Source organism: Bacillus sp. JJ634 (genome assembly GCF_036962285.1).
Taxonomy (GTDB): domain Bacteria; phylum Bacillota; class Bacilli; order Bacillales; family DSM-1321; genus Peribacillus; species Peribacillus asahii_A.
Genome location: NZ_JBALMU010000031.1, coordinates 1 through 25,200, shown reverse-complemented (window position 1 = coordinate 25,200; position 25,200 = coordinate 1). Strand labels below are relative to the sequence as shown.

22 protein-coding genes are annotated in these 25,200 nt (G+C 37.2%); 17 read left to right on the top strand and 5 right to left on the bottom strand.

Annotated features, from left to right (window positions below; genetic code table 11):
* Window positions 1-51: 51 nt before the first annotated feature.
* Window positions 52-1,371: a copper resistance CopC/CopD family protein gene (locus tag V7068_RS05755; RefSeq protein WP_499711503.1), complete on the bottom strand. Its 1,320-nt coding sequence runs from the start codon at window positions 1,369-1,371 to the stop codon at window positions 52-54.
* Window positions 1,372-1,654: 283 nt separating this feature from the next.
* On the opposite strand from V7068_RS05755, the gene V7068_RS05750 reads away from it, so the two are divergent.
* From V7068_RS05750 to V7068_RS05730, 5 genes are all read left to right on the top strand, one after another.
* On the top strand, window positions 1,655-2,062 hold the full coding sequence (locus V7068_RS05750) for a DoxX family protein (protein WP_127758763.1): 408 nt from the start codon (window positions 1,655-1,657) through the stop codon (window positions 2,060-2,062).
* 159 nt (window positions 2,063-2,221) lie between these two features.
* On the top strand, window positions 2,222-2,932 hold the full coding sequence (locus V7068_RS05745; RefSeq protein ID WP_499711502.1) for a polysaccharide deacetylase family protein: 711 nt from the start codon (window positions 2,222-2,224) through the stop codon (window positions 2,930-2,932).
* The gene (locus tag V7068_RS05740; protein WP_499711500.1) at window positions 2,929-3,555 is read left to right on the top strand and encodes a DedA family protein; all 627 of its coding nucleotides are present in this window, start codon (window positions 2,929-2,931) and stop codon (window positions 3,553-3,555) included. Before V7068_RS05745 ends, V7068_RS05740 begins: the two co-directional genes overlap by 4 nt.
* An 84-nt stretch (window positions 3,556-3,639) precedes the next feature.
* Complete coding sequence (locus V7068_RS05735; RefSeq protein ID WP_499711498.1) at window positions 3,640-4,773, top strand: MGDG synthase family glycosyltransferase; 1,134 nt, start codon at window positions 3,640-3,642, stop codon at window positions 4,771-4,773.
* A 123-nt stretch (window positions 4,774-4,896) separates the two neighbouring features.
* Window positions 4,897-6,297, top strand: a complete 1,401-nt coding sequence (locus tag V7068_RS05730) for a protoporphyrinogen oxidase (protein ID WP_499711497.1) — start codon at window positions 4,897-4,899, stop codon at window positions 6,295-6,297.
* Window positions 6,298-6,431: 134 nt separating this feature from the next.
* Here the strand turns inward: V7068_RS05730 and V7068_RS05725 are convergent, their stop codons facing one another.
* On the bottom strand, window positions 6,432-7,202 hold the full coding sequence (locus tag V7068_RS05725; RefSeq protein ID WP_499711496.1) for a TSUP family transporter: 771 nt from the start codon (window positions 7,200-7,202) through the stop codon (window positions 6,432-6,434).
* Window positions 7,203-7,515: 313 nt separating this feature from the next.
* On the opposite strand from V7068_RS05725, the gene V7068_RS05720 reads away from it, so the two are divergent.
* The 7 genes from V7068_RS05720 to V7068_RS05690 all read left to right on the top strand — a co-directional run bounded on the left by V7068_RS05720 (window position 7,516) and on the right by V7068_RS05690 (window position 14,948).
* On the top strand, window positions 7,516-8,241 hold the full coding sequence (locus V7068_RS05720) for an SH3 domain-containing protein (protein ID WP_499711495.1): 726 nt from the start codon (window positions 7,516-7,518) through the stop codon (window positions 8,239-8,241).
* 132 nt (window positions 8,242-8,373) lie between these two features.
* A complete protein-coding gene (locus V7068_RS05715) occupies window positions 8,374-9,264 on the top strand; it encodes a peptidylprolyl isomerase (protein ID WP_499711493.1) in 891 nt (296 codons plus the stop codon).
* 130 nt (window positions 9,265-9,394) lie between these two features.
* Window positions 9,395-9,850, top strand: coding sequence for a PadR family transcriptional regulator (locus V7068_RS05710; protein ID WP_499711491.1), 456 nt, complete (start codon window positions 9,395-9,397; stop codon window positions 9,848-9,850).
* A 15-nt stretch (window positions 9,851-9,865) separates the two neighbouring features.
* On the top strand, window positions 9,866-11,608 hold the full coding sequence (locus V7068_RS05705; RefSeq protein WP_499711490.1) for an ABC transporter ATP-binding protein: 1,743 nt from the start codon (window positions 9,866-9,868) through the stop codon (window positions 11,606-11,608).
* The gene (locus V7068_RS05700; RefSeq protein WP_499711489.1) at window positions 11,601-13,418 is read left to right on the top strand and encodes an ABC transporter ATP-binding protein; all 1,818 of its coding nucleotides are present in this window, start codon (window positions 11,601-11,603) and stop codon (window positions 13,416-13,418) included. The genes V7068_RS05705 and V7068_RS05700 overlap by 8 nt, the downstream gene beginning before the upstream one ends.
* Window positions 13,419-13,494: 76 nt before the next feature.
* Window positions 13,495-14,076 (top strand): peptide deformylase, encoded by a 582-nt coding sequence (gene def, locus V7068_RS05695; protein ID WP_499711518.1) that lies wholly within the window; start codon window positions 13,495-13,497, stop codon window positions 14,074-14,076.
* An 80-nt stretch (window positions 14,077-14,156) separates the two neighbouring features.
* Window positions 14,157-14,948 carry a DUF4240 domain-containing protein gene (locus V7068_RS05690; RefSeq protein WP_499711488.1) on the top strand — a complete coding sequence of 264 codons (792 nt, stop codon included), beginning with the start codon at window positions 14,157-14,159 and terminating at the stop codon, window positions 14,946-14,948.
* Between the two features lie 264 nt (window positions 14,949-15,212).
* On the opposite strand, the gene V7068_RS05685 is transcribed toward V7068_RS05690, so the two are convergent.
* Entirely contained in the window at window positions 15,213-16,733 is a 1,521-nt protein-coding gene (locus V7068_RS05685; protein WP_499711487.1) for an MDR family MFS transporter, read from the bottom strand.
* A gap of 167 nt (window positions 16,734-16,900) precedes the next feature.
* Between V7068_RS05685 and efeO the strand changes: the two genes are divergently transcribed.
* Genes efeO through V7068_RS05670 form a run of 3 tightly spaced genes read left to right on the top strand, consistent with a single transcriptional unit; the run spans window position 16,901 to window position 20,773 of the window.
* Window positions 16,901-17,746 (top strand): iron uptake system protein EfeO, encoded by an 846-nt coding sequence (efeO, locus tag V7068_RS05680; RefSeq protein ID WP_499711486.1) that lies wholly within the window; start codon window positions 16,901-16,903, stop codon window positions 17,744-17,746.
* Window positions 17,747-19,030, top strand: a complete 1,284-nt coding sequence (gene efeB / locus V7068_RS05675; protein WP_499711484.1) for an iron uptake transporter deferrochelatase/peroxidase subunit — start codon at window positions 17,747-17,749, stop codon at window positions 19,028-19,030.
* 12 nt (window positions 19,031-19,042) lie between these two features.
* Window positions 19,043-20,773 carry an FTR1 family iron permease gene (locus V7068_RS05670; RefSeq protein ID WP_499711483.1) on the top strand — a complete coding sequence of 577 codons (1,731 nt, stop codon included), beginning with the start codon at window positions 19,043-19,045 and terminating at the stop codon, window positions 20,771-20,773.
* A gap of 49 nt (window positions 20,774-20,822) precedes the next feature.
* Here the strand turns inward: V7068_RS05670 and V7068_RS05665 are convergent, their stop codons facing one another.
* Window positions 20,823-21,245 (bottom strand): DUF4395 domain-containing protein, encoded by a 423-nt coding sequence (locus V7068_RS05665; RefSeq protein WP_499711482.1) that lies wholly within the window; start codon window positions 21,243-21,245, stop codon window positions 20,823-20,825.
* Between the two features lie 536 nt (window positions 21,246-21,781).
* Between V7068_RS05665 and V7068_RS05660 the strand changes: the two genes are divergently transcribed.
* Together V7068_RS05660 and V7068_RS05655 are read left to right on the top strand one after the other, a co-directional pair.
* Window positions 21,782-22,177, top strand: a complete 396-nt coding sequence (locus tag V7068_RS05660) for a MerR family transcriptional regulator (protein WP_499711481.1) — start codon at window positions 21,782-21,784, stop codon at window positions 22,175-22,177.
* 178 nt (window positions 22,178-22,355) lie between these two features.
* Window positions 22,356-23,687 (top strand): hemolysin family protein, encoded by a 1,332-nt coding sequence (locus V7068_RS05655; RefSeq protein WP_499711479.1) that lies wholly within the window; start codon window positions 22,356-22,358, stop codon window positions 23,685-23,687.
* A 27-nt stretch (window positions 23,688-23,714) separates the two neighbouring features.
* Here V7068_RS05655 and V7068_RS05650 read toward each other — a convergent pair whose 3' ends face one another.
* Window positions 23,715-24,473: an alpha/beta hydrolase gene (locus tag V7068_RS05650; RefSeq protein ID WP_499711478.1), complete on the bottom strand. Its 759-nt coding sequence runs from the start codon at window positions 24,471-24,473 to the stop codon at window positions 23,715-23,717.
* Window positions 24,474-25,200: the final 727 nt, after the last annotated feature.

Here is a 25,200-nt window from a genome sequence, read left to right as displayed (position 1 = left end):
CCATCAGTGGGGGATGAAAGAAAATCCCCCACTGATGGAAGTTTCACTTTATTATATAGCGGTCGGTAAATTTGTTAGGATAGCAGCTAATACAAGAACGATGATCCCGAAACAAAATTCGATAAGCACAGAAGGTCCTAGTGTTTTCTTCTTTCCTTTGACTCGGAAAAAGTGATACGAGCCAAACAGAATCATAACGAGTGTTAAGGCAACTTTTGCAAGCAGTACTTGTCCATAGAGAGTGGTCAATAAGGAATCCATTGAATCAATATGAAGAAGACTGCTGCAGACTCCGCTCGTTAAAAGCACGGAAACAAAAATGAGTGCCCAGGACGAAAAGTTGTGCAATACTTGCCAATACACTGTTTTTCGCTCGTCGGGATTAGTTACGTGTTTTGCAGCACGCGGTAATACTAAACAAATCGCCAATAATCCACCGAGCCATAAAGACATAGCTGCCAGATGCAAGAAATTCATCGTAATGGCGGCTGCTGGAATTGAAGCCATCATAGTATGACCGATAAATGATTTAGCCAGCATGAGACTGAGCAGTAATAGGATACCTAAAGCAGCAGCCCATTTTCTTGAAGCTTTATGTAAAAGCCAGGTGCTTAACAATAGAAAGAACAGTAATAACACTTCTACAAACCAAACTGTACCAAAGGTTGTAAGAGTTAAAGTATCACTTATTGATCCAGAAATACTCCGCGCTTGCAATGGGAGACTAAGCAGGATACTGAGCATAAGTCCAACATAAGAGATCCATAATAGCAGCTTACTTTGGTTATTGATGTGAAAAGATACTGTATTAGGCAATAAATTTAAGTGAAAGAATAAAACTCCTATATAGAGCGATAAACTTCCGTATAATAAGCTTTGAGTTAGAGTGTGACCGATTTCTGGTGTAGTCTTCTCTGGTTGTATTTTTTCTTCTACGACAGGTGTCTTTTCTTCTACAGTCGTTTCTTCTTGCTTAATTTCTTCTTTCTCAATTGGTTTTTGGGCTGGTTTAACGTCAACAACAAAAGAAAGAGAACCCTCTGTTGGGTGACCATCTTTAGAAACAACCTTCCACTTTAATGTATATGACCCATTTTCAACTTCGTTTGGAAGTTTGTTTTTTAATACGTTATCCTCTAGTATATTTTCATCAGCGTCCACTCGTTCTCCAGATGCGTTGTACACTTCAAGAGAATAAAACGCAGCTTGAATAGGAGCGTTAAACGTTACACTAACAGTTGATGGAAGTGTATCTAAAACTTCACCTTCTCCTGGTGTAGATTGAATCACATGTGAGTGTGCTAGAGTGAAGCTTGGGAAGGAAAAGCTGAGTAATAACAAAATAAGCAGCCCAAATCCTTGTTTATTCATTATGTATCACCTCAAATTTCTTTGTTTGTGCTAAACAGTATAAAACAAAGTTGTGAAATTAGTATGAAGAGTTATTCCGATAAAGGAGTAACTTTTTTATTTTTTAGGCTCTGTTATAGGATGTTGTGGATTTGTTAGTCACACTCTTATTTAACAAAGTTATTTCGTGGTAAATTATTGAAAATAAAAAAACTTACTTGACGCAATTAAAATATTATTTTAAACTTACTAACTATAAGTAACTTATATATTTAAAGTAATAAATAGGGGGAGTATTTACGTAATGAAGAAAAATTATGAGTTAGGTTCATTGATTTTACGTGTCGTGTTAGGAGTATCTTTTTTAATTCATGGCTTTATCAAGTTTAATGATGGAATTGCTGGCACAGCTGGTTGGTTTGATAGCATTGGTATTCCTGGATTTATGGCTTATGTTGTAGCTCTTATTGAAGTTGTCGGGGGAATAGCGATGATTCTTGGGATTGGAACAAGAATTGTAGCAGCCTTGTTCGCCGTTGTGATGTTAGGAGCTATTTTCACAGTTAAATTAAGCGTGGGCTTTGCAGGAAATGGTCAAATGGCGGGATATGAATTAGATTTAGCGTTTCTAGTAATGTCTGTTTATTTACTGTTAAATGGCAGCGATAAGCTTTCTTTACAAGCTGTATTGAAACCAAATCAACAATCATAAATACAAAAAAAGCTGATTAGTGCTCCGTGCTAATCAGCTTTTTTTTATATGCTTTTTCAAAAAAATGTATAAAAAATGGTGGGAATCGTGCTACATTTAGAAAGTTAGTTTTAGTAGAAATATATAAGTGAATTTTTTGAAGATGGAAGGATGCGTGGAATGCAGATTGTAGTCATAATCAGTTGTACATTATGTGTATTGTTCTTATTTTACTCTATTATTCCAACCGTCATCATTCGCACATGTGGATGGGGAATCACTCAAAAAGTGAAAGGCGAGAATCGGATTGCTTTAACGTTTGATGATGGTCCCAACCCTGAATATACAACGCAATTATTAGATTTGTTAAAAAAGTATCAGGTGAAGGCTTCTTTCTTTGTCGTAGGAAGCAAGGTGAAAAGTAATTCTGATCTTGTGAAGAGGATGCACCAGGAGGGGCACACCATTGGGATTCATCATTTTCGGCATATATCGAGCTGGCTTATGCCGCCATTTATATTAAGAAGGCAGCTATATTTAACGGAACAAGCTATTAAGGAATGTACGAATGAGAAGGTCGCGTTTTACCGACCTCCTTGGGGACATTTTAATTTGTTTACCCTATTTTTGAGTAAAAACTACTATATTGTTATGTGGTCTCATATTTTTGGGGATTGGAAAGTGAAAAACTGCCAGCAAACTTTACTAGATGAATTGCGATTAGCGACAGAGCGCGGCTCGATTCTTCTGCTTCATGATTGCGGGGAAACGTTAGGAGCCGATCAGGAAGCACCGCGATATATGCTCGAACAATTAGAGGTATATTTACAAGAAAGTAAAGAAAAAGGTATACGCTTTATGACGTTAAATGAAATGAAGAGGATATTATGAATAGCGAAACAATTTTACAGTATATTGATTTATACGGGTATTTGATTATTTTTCTGTTTTTATTCTTTGGGATTGTCGGAATTCCTGCTCCGGAAGAATCTCTTCTTTTTTTAATTGGTGTATTGATTGTACATCATCAACTTTCATTTGGCTGGGCCGTATTATGTGCCCTTTTAGGTACTTTTATTGGCATGCTTACGGCGTTTCTATGTGGCAAGTATATCGGATATCCTTTTATTCATAAATACGGTAAGTATGTTGGTATTACTTCTGAAAGGTGGGAGAAAGTCCAACATAATTATACCAAAAATGCTTATAAAACCATTCTATTCGGTTTTTATATGCCGGGTATTCGCCAAATGAGCCCGTATTTTGCCGGCATCACAAAAATCCCATTTGGCGCATTTTTTCTGTTTTCTCTACTAGGCACTTTTCTTTGGGTTATTCCGTTTATTTTGGCAGGGTATTATATCGGACAGACGTTTAATGTTAATCCTGTTTATGTTCCTTATTTAGGGGTTCTGTTCTTAGCGATTTTTGTCATTTATATGTTGGTAAAGTATATACGTAAGAAACGTTTACAACATCGTGATAGGATGTCAAAAAAAGGTGAAGTAGACTGATCATTATAAAAGTTTGAAAATAAGAATGTCTGATTTTTAGTGAATCGTTATGAAGAATTTCTTATAGAATCGGAGCTGAAATAGATGAAGAAGATATTGTTTTTGCCTCTCTTACGCATGCAATCAGGTCATCATCAAGTAGCAGATGCTTTAATAGATATGTTACATGCCCGTATAAACGGAGTTATATGTAAAAAAATAGACTTAATCAGTTATACGAATGAATCTTTAGAAAAGGTGGTGACGAGCAGTTATTTAAGCTGGATTCGCTACGCACCAGAAACGTATAACTTTGCCTATAAAAATTTTTTCTACGATACACGGGCAAATGCTCGAGTGATAAAGTGGTATAATCTTATTTTTTTGAAAAAAATGGAGCAATTGTTAAGGCACGAAAGACCTGATTTAATCGTATGTACACATGGGTATCCTTCCTATCTTCTTAGTCAACTGAAGAAACAAGGGAAATGTCATGTTCCGATTATCAATGTGTATACAGACTTTTTTATTAATAGTGTATGGGGAAGAGAGGGAATTGACTTTCATTTTCTCCCTAGTCAAGAAGTGAAGGAACAGTTAATAAGGAAAAACCAGGTTCCTAAACACCATATGGTTGTAACAGGGATCCCTGTTCACGAAGAAATTACGAAAACAGTTCGTTTTAAGAAGTGTAATAATCGCCCCATTATTTTAATTGCGGGAGGTAATAGCGGTCTTGGTGGGATGTTAACATTGTCTCATGCATTAAAAAGTACTGAGTATTTTGATTTTATCGTGCTTTGTGGAAAGAATCAAAAGCTATATGATGAAATTCTTTCTTGGAATAGCAGTCATATTCAACCATTGTCATATATATCGTCAAGATCGGAAATGAATGCACTATACGAACAAGTAGATGCCATCGTTACGAAACCTGGCGGCGTGACTATTAGTGAAGCGATAAAAAAAAGACTGCCGATTATAGTGAATTCCTTTCTTCCTGGTCAGGAGGAAATAAACCTTCATTATTTAACAAAATCAGAGCTTGTATTTACATTAGAACAGAATCAACCATTTGAAAAACAATTGCTTCGTCTATTAAAGACCAATCAAAAAGTGAATCGTTGGAATCTAGCGGTTGATACTTATGAAAAAGGAATCGAAATAGGACCAGATCGGATGGTAGAGGTCATCACACGCATGATTGGCCTGCAAATGGACTCGTCCAGTGTCGTTTAATATATGGCAATATTGGTACATTCATTCGTTTCCGTTATATTAAGAGCTGCGTGCGTTCATAATTATGAATGGCTTATGGTACACTTTAATGAAGGAAGTTAATCATAATTGAGGTGTCAAAAAGTGAAAACAGTAGTTGTAATTGGTGGCGGAATTACTGGATTATCTACGATGTATTATTTGCAAAAAGCGATAAAAGCAAATGATTTAGATGTACGTTTAATTCTTATAGAAGCGCAGGAACAGTTAGGCGGTAAAATTTGTTCGGTTCATAATCGAGAGTTTATTATCGAAACGGGTGCAGATTCGATTGTCACGCGCAAAGAAAATGTTATCCCGTTTATTAAAGAGTTAGGATTAGAGGAAGAAGTCGTTTATAATGCGACGGGAAGATCTTTCTTATATAGTGACAGCGAGTTAAAGATGATTCCGGAAGATGCGATGTTCGGTATTCCAATGAGCTTAGAATCGTTAGCGACAACGACTTTAATCTCGGCGGAAGGAAAAGTCGAAGCGTTAAAGGATTTTTATACATTGAATGACACGTTTACAAAAAATGATTCAGTGGGAGCCTTTCTTGAACATTTTCTTGGCAAAGAGCTGGTGGAGAAACAAATTTCTCCCGTATTATCGGGCGTTTATTCAGGTAAGCTCAACGATTTAACGATTGCTTCTACTCTTCCTTATTTAATTGATTATAAAAATGAATATGGCAGCATCATTCGCGGTCTAGAAGCGAATAAGGAAAAATTTAAAGGAACAGCCAATCGTAAATTTTTATCGTTTAAAAACGGTTTATCGACCATCATTAATCGACTAGAAGAAGAGTTGATAGACTCAGTCGAAATCATTAAAGGCGTACAAGCAAAGAAAGTTGAAAAAGCATCTGATCGCTATCTTCTTACATTTACAAACTATAAGGAAGTAGAAACAGATTATGTCGTATTAGGTACACCGGATTCCGTAGCGAAACAGTTACTGCAAAATGAGGAACTGAACGAAGAGTTTAATCAGTTCAAAAATAGTTCGATGATTAGTATTTATCTTGGTTTTGATTTGCCGGATAGTGAATTACCGCAAGATGGAACGGGCTTTATTACGACAGAAGGCAGTGATTTAATATGCAATGCTTGCACGTGGACAAGCCGAAAATGGTCACATACGTCAAAGAATCATCATTTGCTAGTCCGTCTTTTTTATAAAAGTTCCAGTCCGCATTATGAACGATTACGACAGATGACCGAAGCTGAATTAGAAGAAGTTGCATTAGCTGATATTCGAAACAGTCTAGGTATTACTGGGCAACCTGTGGCAAGTGAAATCACGAAGTGGCATAATAATATGCCCAATTATCATATTACGCACCATCAAATTGTAGAGTCACTCCAAGAAAAAATGAAGTCACGCTATCCGAATATTCTTTTAGCAGGGTGTTCGTACTTCGGAGTTGGAATTCCTGATTGTATTGCGAATGGGGAGAAAACAGCAGTAAGGTTGACCGAGCTCTTACAGATGAAGGAATGAGAGACCTATCCATTTTGGGTAGGTTTTTTTGTATAGCGGCAATTTCATGGTAATCTAATATTTGCTTAAAGCTGCCTAGTGAACAGGCGTACGAAATCGTAGTTTCGCACGCCTGTTCACTAGATAGTAATAGCTTAAATGATATGAAAATAGGTTAAAACATTTTTACTAATCAACAAAATGGTAACAAAAATAAATAAGAGGCGTACATATGAAGCGCCTTTTTTAATAGCAAATTTGGTACCAATTAATGCACCGGCAATCATGGCTAAGCCCATTGGGATTCCATATGAAAAATTAACAGAACCCATAGCTAAAAAAATAATAAGTGCAGCGATATTACTGCCGAAATTTAATATTTTAGCATTTCCGGCTGCCTGTACAAAATCAAAACCAATCATCAAAAATGCAAATAATAAGAAAGATCCTGTGCCAGGTCCGAGAAAACCATCGTAAAATCCAATAGCGAATATAGCGAATATAAAAATCGTCGCTTTCTTCCAATTTAGCCCTTTGTAAAAGGCTTCTTTTCCCCAATCCTTTTTTACAATCGTATAAATAGCCACAATAATTAATAATACGAGTATGAGCGGCTTTAGTATTTCAGAAGATACAAAGTGAACAATATATGCACCTGAAATGGCTCCTATAATGGTAAGTGGAAATAGTTTTATGACCAGTTTGAAATTTATTTTTCCAGCCTTAATAAAAGCGAGAGTACTTGTTAAAGAACCCATTGAGCTGGCCAGCTTATTTGTAGCAAGAGCTGTTGAAGGAGGGAGTCCTGTAAATAGCAGAGCGGGTATAGAAATGAGCCCGCCGCCTCCTACAACTGAGTCAATGAATGCAGCGATAAAACCAGCTATTATTAAAAATAGCAAGGTGTAGAGATTGATGTCTTCCATAACTTTTTTGCGCTTCCTTCCAAAGGGAATATCTAGTTGATGTTATAAGACTAGCGGAAAAGGCAGGAAGTGTAAATAAGAAAAAGTTTCATTAGTAATCTTAGAGATTGTTAATTCGGTAATGAGCTTTTCTTAGAATTTAAATTGCATAGGAAATAAAAACAGAGAGTGTATTATTGGAGTGAAATAGGGCACTCTCTGTTTTTTAATTGATTAATTTAGGGATTTTTGGTTTGTTAAGGTGTTCAGAACTGCAAATATGGTTATTTATGGTAATATAAAGATAACTCTAGAGAGGGGGACTTATATTTCAATGGATAAAGTTTTAAAGAGTTTAGCAGTTATCCTACTAGTTCTACCGCTTGTTTTTTCATATGCATCTACCTCACATGTACAAGCAGCAAGCACCAAAGTCGCTTATGTAGATATTACTTCAGGTGTCTTAAATGTTAGGAGTGGTGCAAGTACAACTCATACGATTGTTGGTTCTTTAAAAGATAACGCCAAAGTAACGGTGTATTCTGTTACAAAGAGCGGATGGGCAGAGATTAATTATAAGAGTAAAAAACGATATGTATCCAATCAGTACTTACGATATTATCAGAGGATGTCAGAAACAGAGGCTAAGAAAATTACGGATAGAGTGATTAAAATCCAAAATAGTCTGAAGGGTTCCTATACAAAGCAACAAATTTACTCTATTTTATCACCTGGATTTACAGATGCCTTTATTGAGAAATTATATAAGTATGATTTAATGCTTTGGGAAATTAAAAATGGGAAGCGGTTATATGGTTGGAGAGGAACAGACTTTCCAGCGTATGTAATTATGTATGGGATTACATGGGATAAAAATGAAAGAATCAAATACAAGATTCCGGCCCCTAAAATTACCTACTATAAGAAGAATGGTAAAGAGTATTTAATTGTTTCACAAAAATATCCGGCTGATGAATTATACGAGAATGTTGAACAAAAAATCTATCTTTCTAAAATCAATTCGAAGGCTTATTGGAAAGTATATCATACATCCTGGTAAACCCGATTAGCCCGTATAAACATATGAAACACGGTTTCGAAGGTGAAACGGTGTTTTTTTAGGACGAAATTAAGGATTTTTTAATAATTTAAGGGTATGATAAGAAAAAAGAGAAAATAAGGGAGAGTCTAAATGAAAAAGAATGCAAAGCTAGCAGTTTGGCTAGTCGGTGCAGTTGTAATTGCTGCTCTTATCATAGCGGCGATGATTACATCTACTGCAAAAAATGAAACAGTAGCTACTGTAGACGGAAGTAAAATTACAAAAGAAGAGTTATATGATGAGCTTGTGGCAAGCTATGGAACAGATACATTAAATACACTGATCACAAATAAAATGATTGAATTAGAAGTAAAGAAACAAAATGTTACTGTATCAGATGAAGATATTCAAAAAGAATTGGATGTTCTCATTGAACAATATGGTGATGAAGAAACATTAAAAGGTCAATTAGAAGCTAGTGGTTCATCTATGGATGACTTAAAAGACGATATCGTTCAATACTTACAAACAAGAAAATTAATTGAACCAAGCATTAAGATTACAGATGAAGAGATTAAGACGTATTTTGAGGCAAATAAAGATTCACTTGGACAAGCTGAACAAGTAGAAGCGAGCCACATTTTAGTAGAAGATAAAGCAACTGCAGAAGAAGTGTTGAAGAAACTGAAAAACGGCGGAGATTTTGCGGAGCTTGCTAAAGAATATTCTACAGATGAAGGCAGTGCTGCAAACGGCGGATCACTTGGTTACTTTGGCAAAGGGCAAATGGTTGCGGAGTTTGAAGATGCAGCCTTTAAACTAGAAGTTGGTAAAATTAGTGAACCTGTTAAAACGGAACACGGTTACCATATCATTAAAGTAACTGACAAAAAAGAAGCAAAAGAAGCAACATTAAAAGATAGCGAAGAACAAATTAAAGAGACGTTATTAACAGAAAAATTACAAACAGAATACGCTACATGGCTTCAAAAGAAAGAAGAAGAGTATAAAATTACAAATAAGCTTGAAGAAGAGAAGTAAGATAGAGAAGAATCCTCGCTGTTATAGCGAGGATTCTTTTTGTGAGAAGGAAGGAATAATCATATATTTATATCGATTGAATATTACCGATATATCGTTTAAAATATTACCGATATAGGAGGGCGAATAAGTGGGAAAACGTAGAGGGTTTGTGCAAATGGCGATTTTGCAGTTACTTAACATACGAAAGATGCATGGTTATCAAATTATGAAAGAATTAGAGGCGCGCTCAAATGGGTTGTATTCAGCAAGCGCTGGTACCATTTATCCAGCTTTACAGGAACTAATGGATCAAGGTTTCATCGATAGTACGATTGAAAAGGATAAAAAGGTGTACACCTTAAATGAAGCTGGAGAAATGAAGGTACGGAATTGGCGTGAGGCAGAGCCAGACGATTTTTGGGAACACTGGCAGGAACATATCAAGTGGCGACAATCTGATGAAGCGAAATTGTTAAAAAGTGAGATGAATCAGTTTGAAAATCAGCTGCGAAAAACGATGAAGGCAGTTCGTCAGCAGCCGAAACGAGCGCCGGAATTGATTAATTTTTTACAAGAAGCAACGAAGCGTCTACAAAACTTTTAGGAAGGGGGAGGTGGATTGAAATCCCTCCAACAATTATTAGTATACATAAAACCTTATAAATGGTTTGCGATATTAGGTCCGTTATTTATGTGCTTAGAGGTAGCGATGGATTTACTGCAGCCGACGATGATGCAGCATATGATTGATACGGGGCTTGCCAATGGTGATCATGCCTATGTTATTAAACTGGGAATTTTCATGATGATTTCTGCTGTTTTTGGTTTAATTGGCGGAATGGGGAGTTCGATATATAGTACAAAGGCGGCAGTATACTTCGGTACCGATATTCGTCAGGATGTGTTTCGCAAGACGGAGCAATTTTCCAGCCGAAATCATGATAGGTTTGGAACAGGGAAATTAATTACGATTGTAACAAATGATATTACAACCGTTCAAAATGCGATTAGGATGACATTATTTATTCTTGTTCGAGGTCCTTTTTTATTTATTGGGAGCATCGTCATTGTTTGGATGACGGCACGTGAGCTGTTCCCTATTTTACTAATAGCGATTCCTATTTTGACGGTCCTTATTATTGGGTTTTCGGTCAAGTCGGGTCAGTTGTTCAAAAAAGTGCAAGAAGCAATGGACAAGGTTAATGTGAAACTTCAAGAAACATTAGCAGGTATTCGCGTCGTAAAGGCATTTAATCGTGAAGAATTTGAAAAAAATAATTTTAAAACGGTCAATGATATGCTTACCAAACGCAATTTCTCTGCTGAGCAAATAATTGTATCGCTTATGCCGATTACGATGTTTGTTGTTAATATAGCAATTGTTGCAGGAATGTGGTTAGGTGCGATTCAAGTGAAACAAGGGGTTATTCAAGTCGGGATGATTCTTGCTTTTATTAATTATCTTCACATTATTATGAACGGTTTAATGAGCATGACACATGTGTTAATGCAAATTACGCGTTCTTTTCCATCAGCTGACCGGATTACACAAGTGCTTGAAACACCTATTGATATTCAAAATCCAGAAGAACCAGCGCCTGTTTCGGAGATTCGAGGAGAGGTAGAGTTCTGTAATGTTCACTACAGTTATAGTAAAAATGGAGAATATGTATTGAAGAATATTTCTTTCCATGCGAAACCAGGTCAGAAAATAGGGATTATTGGATCAACAGGTAGTGGGAAAACAACGCTTCTTAAGTTACTTCCACGGTTATATGACCCAGATTCAGGTGCGATTCTTATTGATGGAATTGATTTGAGGAATCATTCACTTGAAACGCTTCGTTCAGCAATCGGGTTTGTACCTCAAAAAGCTATTTTGTTTTCTGGAACCATTGACGAAAATATGCGATATGGAAAAGAACATGTAACAGCTTTGGAAATGGAGAAAGCGGCCGAGCTAGCGGCTGCAAGCGAATTTATTCATAAATTGGACGGTACCTACGATTATACATTAATGCAAGGGGCGACCAATTTATCAGGTGGGCAAAAGCAGCGCTTATCAATTGCCCGTGCGTTAATTCGGAAACCGAACATTTTATTATTAGATGATTCGACATCAGCACTCGATGCAAAGTCTGAAGTAGAGGTGCAGCAAGCATTAAGGGGAGAATTTCCAGATACGACGGTATTTTTGATTGCTTCTAAAATTTCTTCTATTATCGATTGTGATCAAATATTGGTGCTGGAAGATGGGATGATTGAAGCGAGTGGAACACATGATGAATTGCTTATGAAGAGTTTGGTTTATCGTGAAATCTATCGTACTCAAAGCGGGAAGGAGGTCCTGAATTATGAATAAGACCTCATCAGCTGGCGCAGAAAATGCGGTAGCACGAGCACGCGGTCCACGTGGATTTGGTGGCCCAGTCGTAAAAGCGAAAGATAAAAAAGGGACTTTACTGCGCATTTGGCGCTACATGAAAAAGGAGAAATGGAGTTTAATAGCTTCTATTGTATTTGTTATTCTTTCAACTTTATTAAGCTTATGTGCTCCTTATTTAATTGGCATCATTATTGATGAATACATTATGCCAAAAGATATGAACGGGACATTGCGAATGTTGCTTCTGCTTGTTGGTATTTATACAGCAGCAGTGGTATTTACATGGCTGCAAACATTTTTAATGGTGAATGTGTCATTGAGAACGATTCAAGTCATGCGACAAGATTTATTTAATAAATTTCAAACATTGTCACTTCGTTTTTTTGATAAAAGAACACACGGTGAGCTAATGAGCCGGGTAACGAATGATATCGATAATTTGAATCAGGCGTTAAGTCAAAGTGTGAGCCAAATTGTTTCTACCATTTTGATGGCATCCGGTGTAATCATTGCGATGTTTTCATTAAATTGGGTGCTGGCTGTCGTAACATTGCTTGTCATTCCGTTGATGATTTATACAACGAAAAAAGTGATTACGTATAGCAGCAGTAATTTCATTAAAAGACAGCGCGACTTAGGAGAGTTAAACGGCTTTATTGAAGAATCTATTTCCGGGATGGAAGTAATTACACTGTTTGGGAAGGAGGAGCAGGTTTTTACTAAGTTCTCGAGCATTAATCATAGATTACGGCATTCGGCAAGAGCGGCGGATACGGTGTCAGGATTTCTTGGGCCAATTAATAACTTTATTAACACATTAGGACTTTCTTTAGTCATTGGAATCGGTGCTTTGATGACACTTCGCGGTTTAGCAACAGTCGGAATCATCGCTGCTTTTGTAACTTATTCGCGGCAATTTTTCCGCCCAATTAATCAGCTTTCGAATGTATTAAATACATTTCAATCAGCCATTGCTGGGGCAGAGCGAGTATTCGAAATTATGGATGAAACACCCGATTTACAAGATAAACCAAATGCGCTTGCGGTTTCTTCGTTTAAAGGCGACGTGGAATTTAAACAGGTGGACTTTCGTTATAGTGAAGATAAACAAATATTAAAGGATATTACGTTTTCAGCAAAAGCAGGAGAGACGATTGCTCTTGTGGGTCCAACGGGGTCTGGGAAAACAACCATCATTAATTTGTTATCTCGTTTCTATGATATTAATGCGGGTGAAATTACGATTGATGGCCGAAATATTAAAGACTATCAAATGAGTGCATTGCGGAAGAAGATTGGTATCGTACTTCAAGATACATTTTTATTTTCGGGAACTATTATGGAGAATATTCGCTACGGACGCCTGCAAGCAACCGATCAAGAAGTAATAGAAGCAGCCAAAATGGCCTCGGCACATTCCTTTATTAAACATTTGCCACAGCAATATGACACACCTATTACATCAGGAGGGTCGAACTTAAGTCAGGGACAAAAGCAATTATTAGCCATTGCTCGTGCGATTTTAGCAGATTCAGATATTTTAATACTTGATGAAGCAACATCGAGCATTGATACGCTTACGGAAATTGAAATTCAAAAAGGTATTCATCATTTAACAAAAGGGCGAACAAGTTTTGTGATTGCTCATCGCTTAAAGACAATTGAAAATGCAGATCGAATCTTAGTGATTAAGGATGGAACGATTATTGAAGCAGGATCTCATATGGAGTTAATAGGGCAGCGAGGATTTTATTATGAATTGTACGATAGCCAGTTTAATATTTGATTGGAGAATCATTTGCACGCATATAAAAACACATGCTAAAGTGGAGATAAGGAAACTTTGAAAAGGCAGATGAATGATGAGTAAATTTACAAAAGATTATATATTGACAATGAAAGATATTGTTCAAGAAGGCCATCCGCTTTTACGAACAGTAACAGAAGAGGTGAATGTACCTCTTTCAGAAGAAGATCGAGAAACATTGCTGTGCATGATGCAATTTATAAAGAATAGTCAGGACCCTAAACTAGCGAAGAAATATAAGCTGCGTGAAGGTGTCGGTTTGTCGGCTAATCAAATTGGGTTAAATAAACGGATGTTTGTGATGTACTTTGAAGATGAAAAAGGTAAATTATATGAAGAAGCGATAATTAATCCAAAAATCGTTAGCCACTCTGCTGCAATGACATATTTGCCGCAAGGTGAAGGCTGTTTATCTGTTGAGCGTGAAGTTACAGGCTATGTGCCGCGTTATGAGCGAGTAAAGGTAAAGGCGGTTAATCTAGATGGACAAGAAATCGAACTTCGCTTAAAAGGATTTGCTGCGATTGTTTTTCAACATGAATATGACCACTTAAATGGTGTGATGTTCTATGACCATATCAATAAAGACAATCCGTTTAAGCTTCCGGAAAATATCGATATTAAAAGTTTGATATAAGAAAAAGGCAAAGTCAGGAATGGCTTTGCCTTTCTCTTATACGTTCCATCTGGAAATAATGTAAAGGAGCTGTAGAGTATTTGGAAACCCTGCTTATTTATAATGAAGGTTCGTCTAATAAGTTTTGGAAAATTCGAATAGTAGGAAATTCATTTGCTGTGGCATATGGAAAAGTTGGTATGGTTGGATCGGTGAAAGCGAAAGAATTTGAATCGGAAGAGGTCTGTCGACGAGAAGGAGAGAAACTGATTCAATCTAAATTAAAAAAAGGGTATGTATTTGCACAGTCATCACATCAGATTGTAAAAGAAAGTTCAATGACAGATGAATATTTTTGGGAGCTGTTGGAGAAGTGCAAAGAAAAAGGAGAAGATGCAGAGGAACAAATAGAGTGGTTAATTACTCATTTGTCGAGAAAACCCGTTAAAGATATCATCAAGTTTGATTTTATCTTTAATAAATATTATGCCAAGTCATATACATCTCATTTATGGGCAGCTGCTTATATTGTGATGGGAGGCTGTTCAGATGATTGCTTTGATTATTTCAGAACATGGTTGCTGTATTTAGGAAAGGATGAGTATGGGGCAGCGATAGAAAATCCTGAAACCCTGCTGCCTTATTTTAAGTTGTTAGAAGAGCAAGAAGAAATACCTCAGCTAGAAGAACTGTTGTTTGTTGCAAGTTCAGCCTATGAAGAGAAGACGGGCTTGGATGATGAGGAGTATTATAAGCTATACGAGCAACTAACAAATGATGATTTTATCCAACCAGAAATTGAATTTGACTGGGATGAGGATGATAAAGAAGGGTTGCGTAACAAATTTCCAGCGTTATGGGCGGCCTATGGGGAAAGTCCGCTAGATTGTTAAGTTAAGAGATATCATTTCATTAGTAACACTTCCTCCCTTTTGTATGGATAGTCATAATACGAAAGAGAGAGGATAGGGTACTTAGATAAATCGTTTAAAGAAGAAACGCTAGGTGTGAAGATTTTTATTGCGAATTAACAGCAAGTTAAGCCCCCACTTTAAGCTTTGCTAAGTGGAGGCGATGTTTTTTATATAGGCCCTGTTAAATAGCGTTAAATCAACAATATTCATTAACAAAACCTTTGGAAGAAAGGGATATATCTCTTATTTCGTAGTCACAGTATCCTGTGAGACTTCAGTTTGCGATTTTTTGATGAATAGAATAATCCCGGCTGCAATGGCAATTGGAATAAGGGCCAACGTAAACGTGAACGTAATCGAATCAGACATGGCCTGCACAATTTTTTCAAGCACAAAGTCAGGAATTTGTGCGCGTGTATCAGATTGGAATAATTGTTTTGGGTCATCCATATTGATGAGCGAAGGATTAAAACCTTGACTGCTATCTTTAAAGGCTTCGGTGATTTTATTCGTAAATGCATTGTTTTGAATCGCTCCAAAAATCGTGATGCCGAGTGTCATGCCAAAAGAACGAAGGAAGGAGTTCGTTGATGTCGCCATACCACGGTGGCGTGCATCTAATTCATCAATCGAAGCAATCGGTAATAATGAAAAGGAAAACCCAACTCCTAGTCCTGTTAGAATTAAGTACATCGTCAATAATGCACGACTTGTATCGGGCGTCAATGTTCCAAGAAGCAGCATACCTGTAAAGAAGGTAACGACCGAAATAATCATTAGCTTGCGAAAGCCTACTTTTGTTTGGAAAATCCCTCCGATGGCACTGCCGACGACGGAACCAAGCATCATTGGTGTTAAGATTAGACCAGCATTTGTAGCGGTTCCTCCATAAACGGCTTGCACAAAAATAGGTGTGTAAACGGTTAAAATAATAAACGTTCCGCCATAAAGAATACTTAAAATTTGAGCTGTAGCAAATATTCGTTTTTTAAACATCCAGAATGAAATGATTGGATCTTTCGCATGCTTTTCAAAGAAGAAGAAAAGAGCTAAGAAAATAGCTGCACTAGCTAACAATCCGATAATTTGGACAGAATCCCAAGCGTATTCTCCGCCGCCAAGTTCGAGTGCAAACATTAAACTTACGACCGCGATGACAAGCGTTGCAGCACCGCCCCAGTCGATTTTTTGTTCCATGTGATTGGGTGATTCTTGATAGAAACGTAAAACAAGAAATAAAGACACAATTCCAATTGGAATATTGACATAAAAAATCCAGTGCCAGCTAGCGTATTCGGTAATATACGCTCCTAACAATGGGCCAAGCACGCTCGATAATCCAAAAACCGCCCCTAATAGCCCCGTCATTTTTCCACGTTTGTTAGGAGGGAAGATGTCAAACACGATTGTGAAGGCAATCGGCATTAATGCCCCCCCGCCAATCCCTTGAATAGCACGAAAGATGCTCAATTGAACAATGCTATTTGCCATCCCGCATAGAGCGGAACCAAGTAAGAACAAGGCGAGTCCGAATAGGAAGAACCGTTTTCTTCCATACATGTCGGATAGTTTGCCGAAAATCGGCATACTAGCCATCGTTGCTACCATATAAGCCGATGTGACCCATACAAATTTATCGAATCCACCTAAGTCTGAAACAATGGTTCCCATAGCTGTAGCAACAATCGTGTTGTCCATTGAGGCCATTAAAATGGCAAGTAATAGGCCAGCGACAATGAACTTTTGATTTTTTGTTGAATCCATGTTTTGTCCCCCTTTTCTTCCATCATACATGTTCATGAGCCAAAATGAAAAACTTGGAGCATCAGTGATAAATAGGAACCGTAACTCCAAAAAAATACATTGATAATGAATTTCATTATTGCTATTATAAAAAAAGATTTAAAACCATTTTAAGGGAGATTGTATCGATGAATAAAGCAAAAACAGCCTTAGCCGTTCTTTTATCTACTAGTCTATTATTTGGTTGCTCGCAAAAGGGTGAGGAAGCGACAACAACGAAGGAAGAAACGAAAGAAGTTGCAAAAGATGCGTTAGACGGTGTAACAGCTGAATATAGAGAATATGCCATTCATGAAATTGAAGAGTTTGTTACAGCGACGGAAGAGTTTACAAACGCTGTAATTGAAGGAGATATTGAGAAAGCGAAAGAATTATACGCACCAGCACGGATGCATTACGAACGTGCAGAGCCTATTGCGGAAGTGTTCGGCGACTTAGATCCAAAGATTGATGCCCGTGAAGGAGATGTTCCAGAAGAGGAATGGACAGGTTATCACCGTATCGAATATGGATTATGGGAGAAAAACACAACAAAAGGCTACGAAGAGTATGCAAAGCAATTAATGAAAGATGTTCATTTACTTCGTGCGAAAGTAGAAACAGTAGAGGTGACACCAGACTTATTAGTTACAGGAGCAGTTGATTTATTGAATGAAGTATCGACTTCTAAAGTAACAGGTGAGGAAGACCGTTATTCTCATACGGACCTATACGATTTTGTAGCGAATGTTCAAGGAGCTGAAGAAATTTTTAATCTATTAAAAGACGAAGTGAAAGCGAAGGATGCTGATTTAGCAGCAACGATTGAAACGCAATTTGCTCAAGTGCATAGTCTTTTAGACGAACAGAAAGAAGGAGACGGCTATAAGCTGTATACGGATTTAACAGAAGCAGAAGTGAAGAAGTTCAGTCAAGCAGTTGATGCATTAGCAGAGCCACTATCACAAATAGGAATCGTAACGGAGGCGTCTTAATTGACAGATCTATCAAAAGAAACTTCTATCTTTGAGAAGAAGGTAAGTCGACGAGGTGTATTAAAAGCAGCAGGAATTGGCGGGGTTGGTGCTGTTCTTGGGGCATCAGGCTTAGGTGGAGTTTTGGCGTTATCTGATGCGACTGTAACAAAGGGACAAAGTAATGATATTGTCCCTTTTTACGGTGCCAATCAAGCGGGGATTACAACTTCTCCCCAAGATAATTTGTACATTGTGTCACTGGAAGTAACGACAGATTCTAAGCAAGATCTGATTCAGCTTTTTAAAGATTGGACAGAAGCATCAGCTTTAATGACATCCGGTAATACGGTTGGAGATACTTCGGCTAATGGAAATTTGCCCCCAAAAGATACGGGAGAAGCTGTTGGGTTATCTCCTTCTAATTTAACGATTACTTTTGGAGTTGGTCCGAGTCTGTTTGTAAAGGATGGTAAAGATCGGTTTGGCTTACGGTCTAAACAGCCAGCTGAGTTAGTAGATTTGCCGAAATTCCCGCTGGATGCTTTAAAGAAGGAGTGGACCGGAGGAGATCTTTGTATTCAAGCTTGTGCAGATGATTTACAAGTAGCGTTCCATGCAGTCAGAAACTTAGTTCGAATGGCACGTGGAAAAGCAGTCATTCACTGGGCTCAAACTGGTTTCCAACGCACGAAGAACGCAGATGCTAAGAAAGCAACTCCGCGTAATTTGCTAGGTTTCAAAGATGGTACGGTAAATCCTGATGTTACAAGCAAGAGTGCACTGCAGACATCCGTTTGGGTACAAAAAGGAGATGGCCCCAACTGGCTTGTCGGCGGTAGCTATATGGTTGTACGTCGAATTCAAATGTACATTGAAGTGTGGGACCGCTCGACATTAAACGATCAAGAAGCAACATTTGGGCGCTACCGTGATAGCGGGGCTCCTCTTGGAAAACAACATGAATTTGAAGAAGCAGACTTTGAAGCGGTTGATGACAGAGGAAACCATATCATTCCGGATACAGCTCATATGCGTGTAGCGCGTGGTGACGGGAAAGAAGTTATTTTAAGACGTTCATATTCCTATACAGATGGAATGGATGCGAAGACCGGAAGTTTGGATGCCGGACTTGTGTTTATTTGTTTCCAGCGTCGCCCAAGTACTCAATTTATTCCGATGCAGCAGCGTCTAGCAAAGAATGATAAGCTCAATGAATATATCGTTCATCGGGGCAGTGCTCTTTTTGCTTGCTTACCGGGTGTACAAAAAGGCGGATATATTGGTGAGACTCTGTTTGATTAATAAGAAAGAGAGATGTTTCTGGTGAAACGAAGTAAATTATTCGCTTTGTTTGTCGCCTTTGTTTTGATTTTATCCGGAACGAAAGTGTTTGCAGGGGAAAATCATGATCAGTTATTTATGTATATTGGCGATAGTTTGATGAAAGCAAAGACTGGGGATACCGGAGCAGTTTCCGGTAATATTCATTTATTTGAAAAAGAGTGGAAACAAATTAAAGTAGGCAGTAAGCTTGCAGATGTCGTGGATGAGCGTATGGTAGATGTGAAGAAGGGGTTAGAGACAGGGGAGAAGCCTGAAGAACTCCGAGCGCAATTATCAGCACTTTCAACCGCTCTTATTAATTATGATACCGAACAAAATCCAGTTGATATGAGCACAAAAAAAGAAAAGTTGCGGCAAATCGTTCCTTTTATTGAAGATATGAAAGAAAGTATAGCTGCAAAAGAAGATTCCAAGATAAAGCTTCAATACAATCGTATTTTTAATCAATGGAATGAGGCGGAACTCGCTGTCAGCAATGAAAGTACAGCTGCATACGGTCAAATTGAAACGTATATGGCATTCGTTCGCATTGCCATTACACAAGATCCGGTTGATTACGACAAAGCTTTGGAAAATTTAGAGGGCTTACAACAGGTAATTGAAGATTTTTTAAGCGGTAAAGTCGCAGAAAATAGTGAGGGCGATTATTCATTAAGCGATGTAACGAAACTGCTTGAAAAGAGTGCCGATAATATATCTAATCAAAAAATAGATCAAGCAGTTGAAAATTTGAATAAGATCTTGTTCATCTGGCCAATGGTTGAAGGTGCTGTATCGACACGGGATAGTAAGCTATATAGCGATATGGAAACAAAGGTGCCAACTGCCATTAGTTTGCTTCAGTCGAAGAATGCGAAGGTTGATGAGGCAAATGAAATTGTTACTGATTTAAATACACGACTTCAACCGTTATTAGGGGAAACGAAGTATTCTATGTGGGATGCCGTGCTTGTTTTATTACGGGAAGGTTTAGAAGCCTTATTGATTGTAGCAACCTTATTATCTTTTCTAAAACGTGTTGGACATGAGGCGAAGCAAAAATGGATTTGGTATGGTGTTCTCGCAGGGCTTGGTTCCAGTGCAGCATTAGCTGTTGTGATTAATGTAGTCTTTTCACAATTAACAGCTGCTTCAAGTCGTGAATACATTGAAGGAATTACAGGGATTGTAGCTGTACTTATGATGTTAACAGTTGGGGCATGGCTACACAGTAAGTCAAATATCCGCTCATGGAATCAGTATATCGGGAAACAGATGAATGAGGCAATTGCAACGGGCAGTCTTGTTTCTTTTGCATTAATCAGCTTTCTATCTATTTTCCGTGAAGGGGCTGAAACCATTATTTTTTATACTGGTATGGCTCCTTATATGACGTTAACCCAGTTAGTAAGCGGAATTGGAATTGCAGCTGTTATTCTAGTGGTGGTAGGATTTGTGATGCTCCGTTATAGTGTGAAAATCCCGATTTCACCATTTTTAAAAGTGACGACAATCTTAATTTATGCAATTGCTTTTAAAATTCTTGGCGTAAGTATTCATTCTCTTCAAGTATCACAAGTGGTTGCGACCCACACGATTCATTCTTTTCCGTTTGTTGAATGGGCAGGTTTATATCCAACGTGGGAAACAGTGCTACCGCAAATTGGTTTGCTTCTAATCATTTTAGTAACAACGATGGCTATTCGAAAGAAGCATGTATAAACAAAACGAGTCTGATCGTATTGGTCAGACTCGTTTTGTTTTATAAAGCTTATTTTAAAGAACGACGATAAGTAAATTGTTTCCACTGGTAGTGAATAAAGCAGCCAACACAGAATCCAAGAATGGCTACAAATGAGGCGATGCCGACCATGATTGTAAAGACATAGGCACTGAGTGTCCAATCTAATAAAAAACTAAGTAAGCCAAGACTTAAGCAAGAAATGGCAATCATAGAATTGAATTTTTGTTGGTCGTAATCTTCAGGAATATATTCTGAAGGTTTTTTGCGTAAGAACAGTTTTGCGAATCGCATAACAGGATTAAAATCAAAAAATAAACCAAGCAGGCAGGCAATTAATGGAATGGCTAAAATCCATTCTTGTTTCGTTATAAGTGTTAAAATAACACTTCCAAAAATCATCCATTGATTTGCTCTTACTAATGGACGAGGAATAGACCGAACTTTGTTCATCGTAAAGCCAACTTTCCATATAAGTTTTATTTAATTGTATAATAAAACGCATATTAAGTTAAAGAATTTAACTTAATTATAATAATTTTAATTTAGTATTGATTATTGAATGCTGTGTTGTATAATAGATAGTATATCATGTTTGAAAGGGGACATTTGGTTGACTGTGAAAATCTGTGGATCATGTGGAGCGCCAATCAAGAAATTAAAACATTCCATCCTATGTCAATGCGGTCCAAAAATTGTTGCTAGTTCGTACGTTAAAGCAAAAAATTAACGATTATTTATATAAAGCTGTCTATGCCGATTATAGAAAATAATCGGTTTTTTATATAATGCATACCATCTCTTCGATATAGCAGCCGTATAAAGCTGATAAGCAAAACTATGAGGAAAGTTAAGAGGATGTTTAAAATAGTAACAAATATTTTTCAATCTAACCCAAACATTATATGATATATATGTAGGGAAATTTACGTTACGATAAACAAACTATCACGTGACGGTTTAGGAGGGATTACGTTGGGAACGAGACATTGAAAATTGGAGAGTTAGCGCAGTTGGCGAATGTAACGAAACGAACTGTTGATTATTATACCAATATTGGTTTGTTAGAAGCGGAACGTTCCCCTTCTAATTACCGTTACTATCATAAACAACAGTTAGAACGGTTGCGCCGGATTATTGCCTATAAAGAAAAACACTACTCACTTGAAGAAATCAGAGAATGCTTACTACAACCAGAGCATAACACGCTAGATATAGAAGAAGCAGGGATGCAGTTAAAAGAAAAGCTGAATGGCTTAAATGAGGAATTGCAAGAAGTACTGGATTTAATCAAGAAAGATAAGAAAAATGAACGGCTATTAAAGAAGCAGATTTCTCATGAAAGCATGACGTTAATTCAATCTTTATTAGTTTTACTCATTTAAGAATATTTATGCCCTATATTTCTTTTACTCAAAGAGCATATTATGAACAATGGTTTTAGATTTAACTGACCTCGATTTCTTCAACAAAAGCTGTAAATCATTAAAAATTGTTGAAAATAGGAGGTGCTTGGGACCGTCAACCGTCATAGCTTTAGACGCTTGATATACCCCGCACATATTGGACATTACGATAAAATTATTAGCAGTAGCCTTTTTAATTGCTTTAACCGCTTTTTTTGTGGCTTCTGAATTTGCCATTGTAAAAGTGAGAAGTTCTCGTATTAATCAATTAATAGAAGATGGACATAAAAATGCTGTCGCCGCTAAGAGAGTTACATCACATTTAGATGAATATTTATCGGCCTGTCAGTTAGGGATTACGGTTACAGCGTTAGGACTTGGTTGGCTTGGGGAACCGACTGTAGAAGCTTTGCTTCACCCAGTTTTTAACAAATGGGGAATTGATGCTTCTGTTAGTCATATCCTTTCTTTTGTCATTGCGTTTGCATCAGTTACTTTTTTACACGTAGTTGTTGGGGAATTAGCACCGAAAACGGTGGCAATTCAAAAGGCAGAAATGATTACGCTAATGTTTTCTAAGCCATTAATCTGGTTTTACCGCATAATGTATCCATTTATTTGGGTGCTAAATGGTTCTGCTCGTTTGTTAACGAGTGCTTTTGGGATGAAACCAGTATCAGAAGGGGAAGAGGCCCATTCGGAAGAAGAGTTGCGCATTATTTTATCGGAAAGCTATAAAAGCGGTGAAATTAATCAATCAGAATATAAGTACGTGAATCAAATCTTCGAATTCGATGAACGAATCGCTAATGAAATTATGGTTCCTCGTACGGAGATGGTCGTAATTGAAAAAGGCATGCGATTACTGGATGTAGTTGAGTTAATTCAAGAAGAACAATTTACTCGTTATCCGGTAACTGATGGGGATAAAGATAACGTTATTGGAATGGTCAATATTAAACGTTTGTATACGGCTACTATTACAGAGGAGAATGTTACTGAGTTAACAGTCGATTCTTTTATTACGCCAATCATTCGAGTACTCGAAACCATTCCGATTCACGATTTATTGCTTAAAATGCAAAAAGAACGAATTCATATGGCGATTTTATCTGATGAATATGGTGGAACAGCGGGTCTTGTAACCGTCGAAGATATTTTAGAAGAAATTGTAGGCGATATTCGCGATGAGTTTGACCAAGACGAACGCCCACTTATTCAGAAGATTAACGACAATCATTATATCTTTGATGCGAAAACTCTAATTGAAGATGTGAATGATACGTTAGCTATCGAACTCATAGAGGATGATGTTGATACGCTGGGCGGTTGGATCTTAACAGGAAAATACGAAGTGGCTGTCGGGGATAAACGAGAGGCTGATGGTTATGAGTTTATTGTTAAAGAAATGGATGGCCATCACGTGTTATATGTGGAAGTCAAGAAAGTACCAACTATACCGATTATACAGAAAACCGAGAGCGAATAGCTCCCGGTTTTTTCCTGTTTCTTAATTTTAAGAAGCGACAATAGCATTCTTTGTATGAGTTTGAATGAAGTTTACAGCACGCTCGACAATCTTATCTTTATCATAATCTAATGAAGCAACATGATAAGAATTCGGTAAGATAACCTTTTCTTTGTGTGATGCTGATACAGAGTTATAAATATCATCAGTACATTGTGCAGGTACAACGTGATCTTCTGGAGATACAAAGAGCATGCTTGGGCATTTGACTTTTGGGAGCTCCTGTTTGACTACTTTCATGATATTAAGTAATTGAAAGACTGCTTTTAATGGGACTTGTTCATAAGTGATTTCTGTTGCTTCCGGGTCCTTAATATCTGGTTTTCCTTCCGCGATAAATCGAGGCTGTACTTGATTAGCTAATACCTCGTATTCAGGAACAGAAAGAGCAGCATTAATGGTGAGCACCCCATCAAACGTCTCTTTAGTAGCTAAATGCAGGGCAAGCGCGCCGCCCATAGATTGGCCAATGACAAAGATAGAATGACAAGTTTGTTTTAATAGAAGATAGGCTTCGTGCAAGTCGTCTATCCAATCTAAGTATGTAGCTTCCTCCATTTCATTTACATGTGTTCCGTGTCCTGTTAATCTTGGAGCATATACTGTATATCCACGAGCAGCAAACTCCTCACCTAAATACCGCACACTTTGTGGAGTTCCATTAAAACCATGACATATTAGAATACCTGTTGAGTTGCCCGGTAGAAAAAATGACTCTGCTCCTGAACGTACGTGTAATTTTGTCATTAGTAAAGCCTCCTTTTATAAAAAATTATGTCTATATTTTTCAGAAAAATCCAAAGTTAATTAATCATATTAGTTTACTTTGTATAAAATTATCATAAATCATATATGAATGTCAACTTAATTTTCTAATAGGTTTAATAATGGTTTTTTATGTTGAGGGGGAGAGTGGAGGTTAAATGAAAAAAGAATGATGATGAGTAAAGGGTTGGATTACTTTAGATGTTAGGGAGGATTATTCAAAAGGTTTTAAGGGAGAGGCAATGTGATTATAGAAAGTAAAAAGTTTTTTGAATAGAGGAAGCTGTAAATGGGTTGTTATCTTCATATAAAGGTAAGTTGTATGTAAGAGATCTTAAGGGAAACGGAAAGGAGGTGTAAAGATAGTTAGAAATCTGTTCTTTCATTACTTAGTTGTGTTAAGTTGAATTTATAGAAGTGGAGTGCTAATAAGGAGGAATCTTTTTAGGTACATCCTATAAATGCTATTAAATTTAAAAGTAGGTTGACTTATATGTTTTTAAGCTTTAATATAGATAAAGCAACAAGGAAACAAAACATAGAAAAAACAATTAAAAAAAGAAATTGACTTTTGATTTTCAAAATGTTAAGATAAATTAGTCGCTGAAAAAAACAGCGATTAAAAATTAGTTTAAAACTTCGTAGAAGTTGACAACTATTCAATCTTATGTTAAAATGAAAAAAGTTGAAAGATTGCTCTTTGAAAACT

What these genes read in the sequence shown, in the direction of transcription:
- V7068_RS05750 (WP_127758763.1), top strand. Translation starts at nt 1,655, where the DNA reads ATGAAGAAAAATTATGAGTTAGGTTCATTGATTTTACGTGTCGTGTTA.
- V7068_RS05665 (WP_499711482.1), bottom strand. Translation starts at nt 21,245, where the DNA reads ATGAACAAAGTTCGGTCTATTCCTCGTCCATTAGTAAGAGCAAATCAA.
- V7068_RS05735 (WP_499711498.1), top strand. Translation starts at nt 3,640, where the DNA reads ATGAAGAAGATATTGTTTTTGCCTCTCTTACGCATGCAATCAGGTCAT.
- V7068_RS05740 (WP_499711500.1), top strand. Translation starts at nt 2,929, where the DNA reads ATGAATAGCGAAACAATTTTACAGTATATTGATTTATACGGGTATTTG.
- V7068_RS05700 (WP_499711489.1), top strand. Translation starts at nt 11,601, where the DNA reads ATGAATAAGACCTCATCAGCTGGCGCAGAAAATGCGGTAGCACGAGCA.
- V7068_RS05745 (WP_499711502.1), top strand. Translation starts at nt 2,222, where the DNA reads ATGCAGATTGTAGTCATAATCAGTTGTACATTATGTGTATTGTTCTTA.
- V7068_RS05650 (WP_499711478.1), bottom strand. Translation starts at nt 24,473, where the DNA reads ATGACAAAATTACACGTACGTTCAGGAGCAGAGTCATTTTTTCTACCG.
- V7068_RS05725 (WP_499711496.1), bottom strand. Translation starts at nt 7,202, where the DNA reads ATGGAAGACATCAATCTCTACACCTTGCTATTTTTAATAATAGCTGGT.
- V7068_RS05720 (WP_499711495.1), top strand. Translation starts at nt 7,516, where the DNA reads ATGGATAAAGTTTTAAAGAGTTTAGCAGTTATCCTACTAGTTCTACCG.
- V7068_RS05755 (WP_499711503.1), bottom strand. Translation starts at nt 1,371, where the DNA reads ATGAATAAACAAGGATTTGGGCTGCTTATTTTGTTATTACTCAGCTTT.
- V7068_RS05715 (WP_499711493.1), top strand. Translation starts at nt 8,374, where the DNA reads ATGAAAAAGAATGCAAAGCTAGCAGTTTGGCTAGTCGGTGCAGTTGTA.
- def (WP_499711518.1), top strand. Translation starts at nt 13,495, where the DNA reads ATGAGTAAATTTACAAAAGATTATATATTGACAATGAAAGATATTGTT.
- V7068_RS05670 (WP_499711483.1), top strand. Translation starts at nt 19,043, where the DNA reads ATGTTTCTGGTGAAACGAAGTAAATTATTCGCTTTGTTTGTCGCCTTT.
- efeO (WP_499711486.1), top strand. Translation starts at nt 16,901, where the DNA reads ATGAATAAAGCAAAAACAGCCTTAGCCGTTCTTTTATCTACTAGTCTA.
- V7068_RS05685 (WP_499711487.1), bottom strand. Translation starts at nt 16,733, where the DNA reads ATGGATTCAACAAAAAATCAAAAGTTCATTGTCGCTGGCCTATTACTT.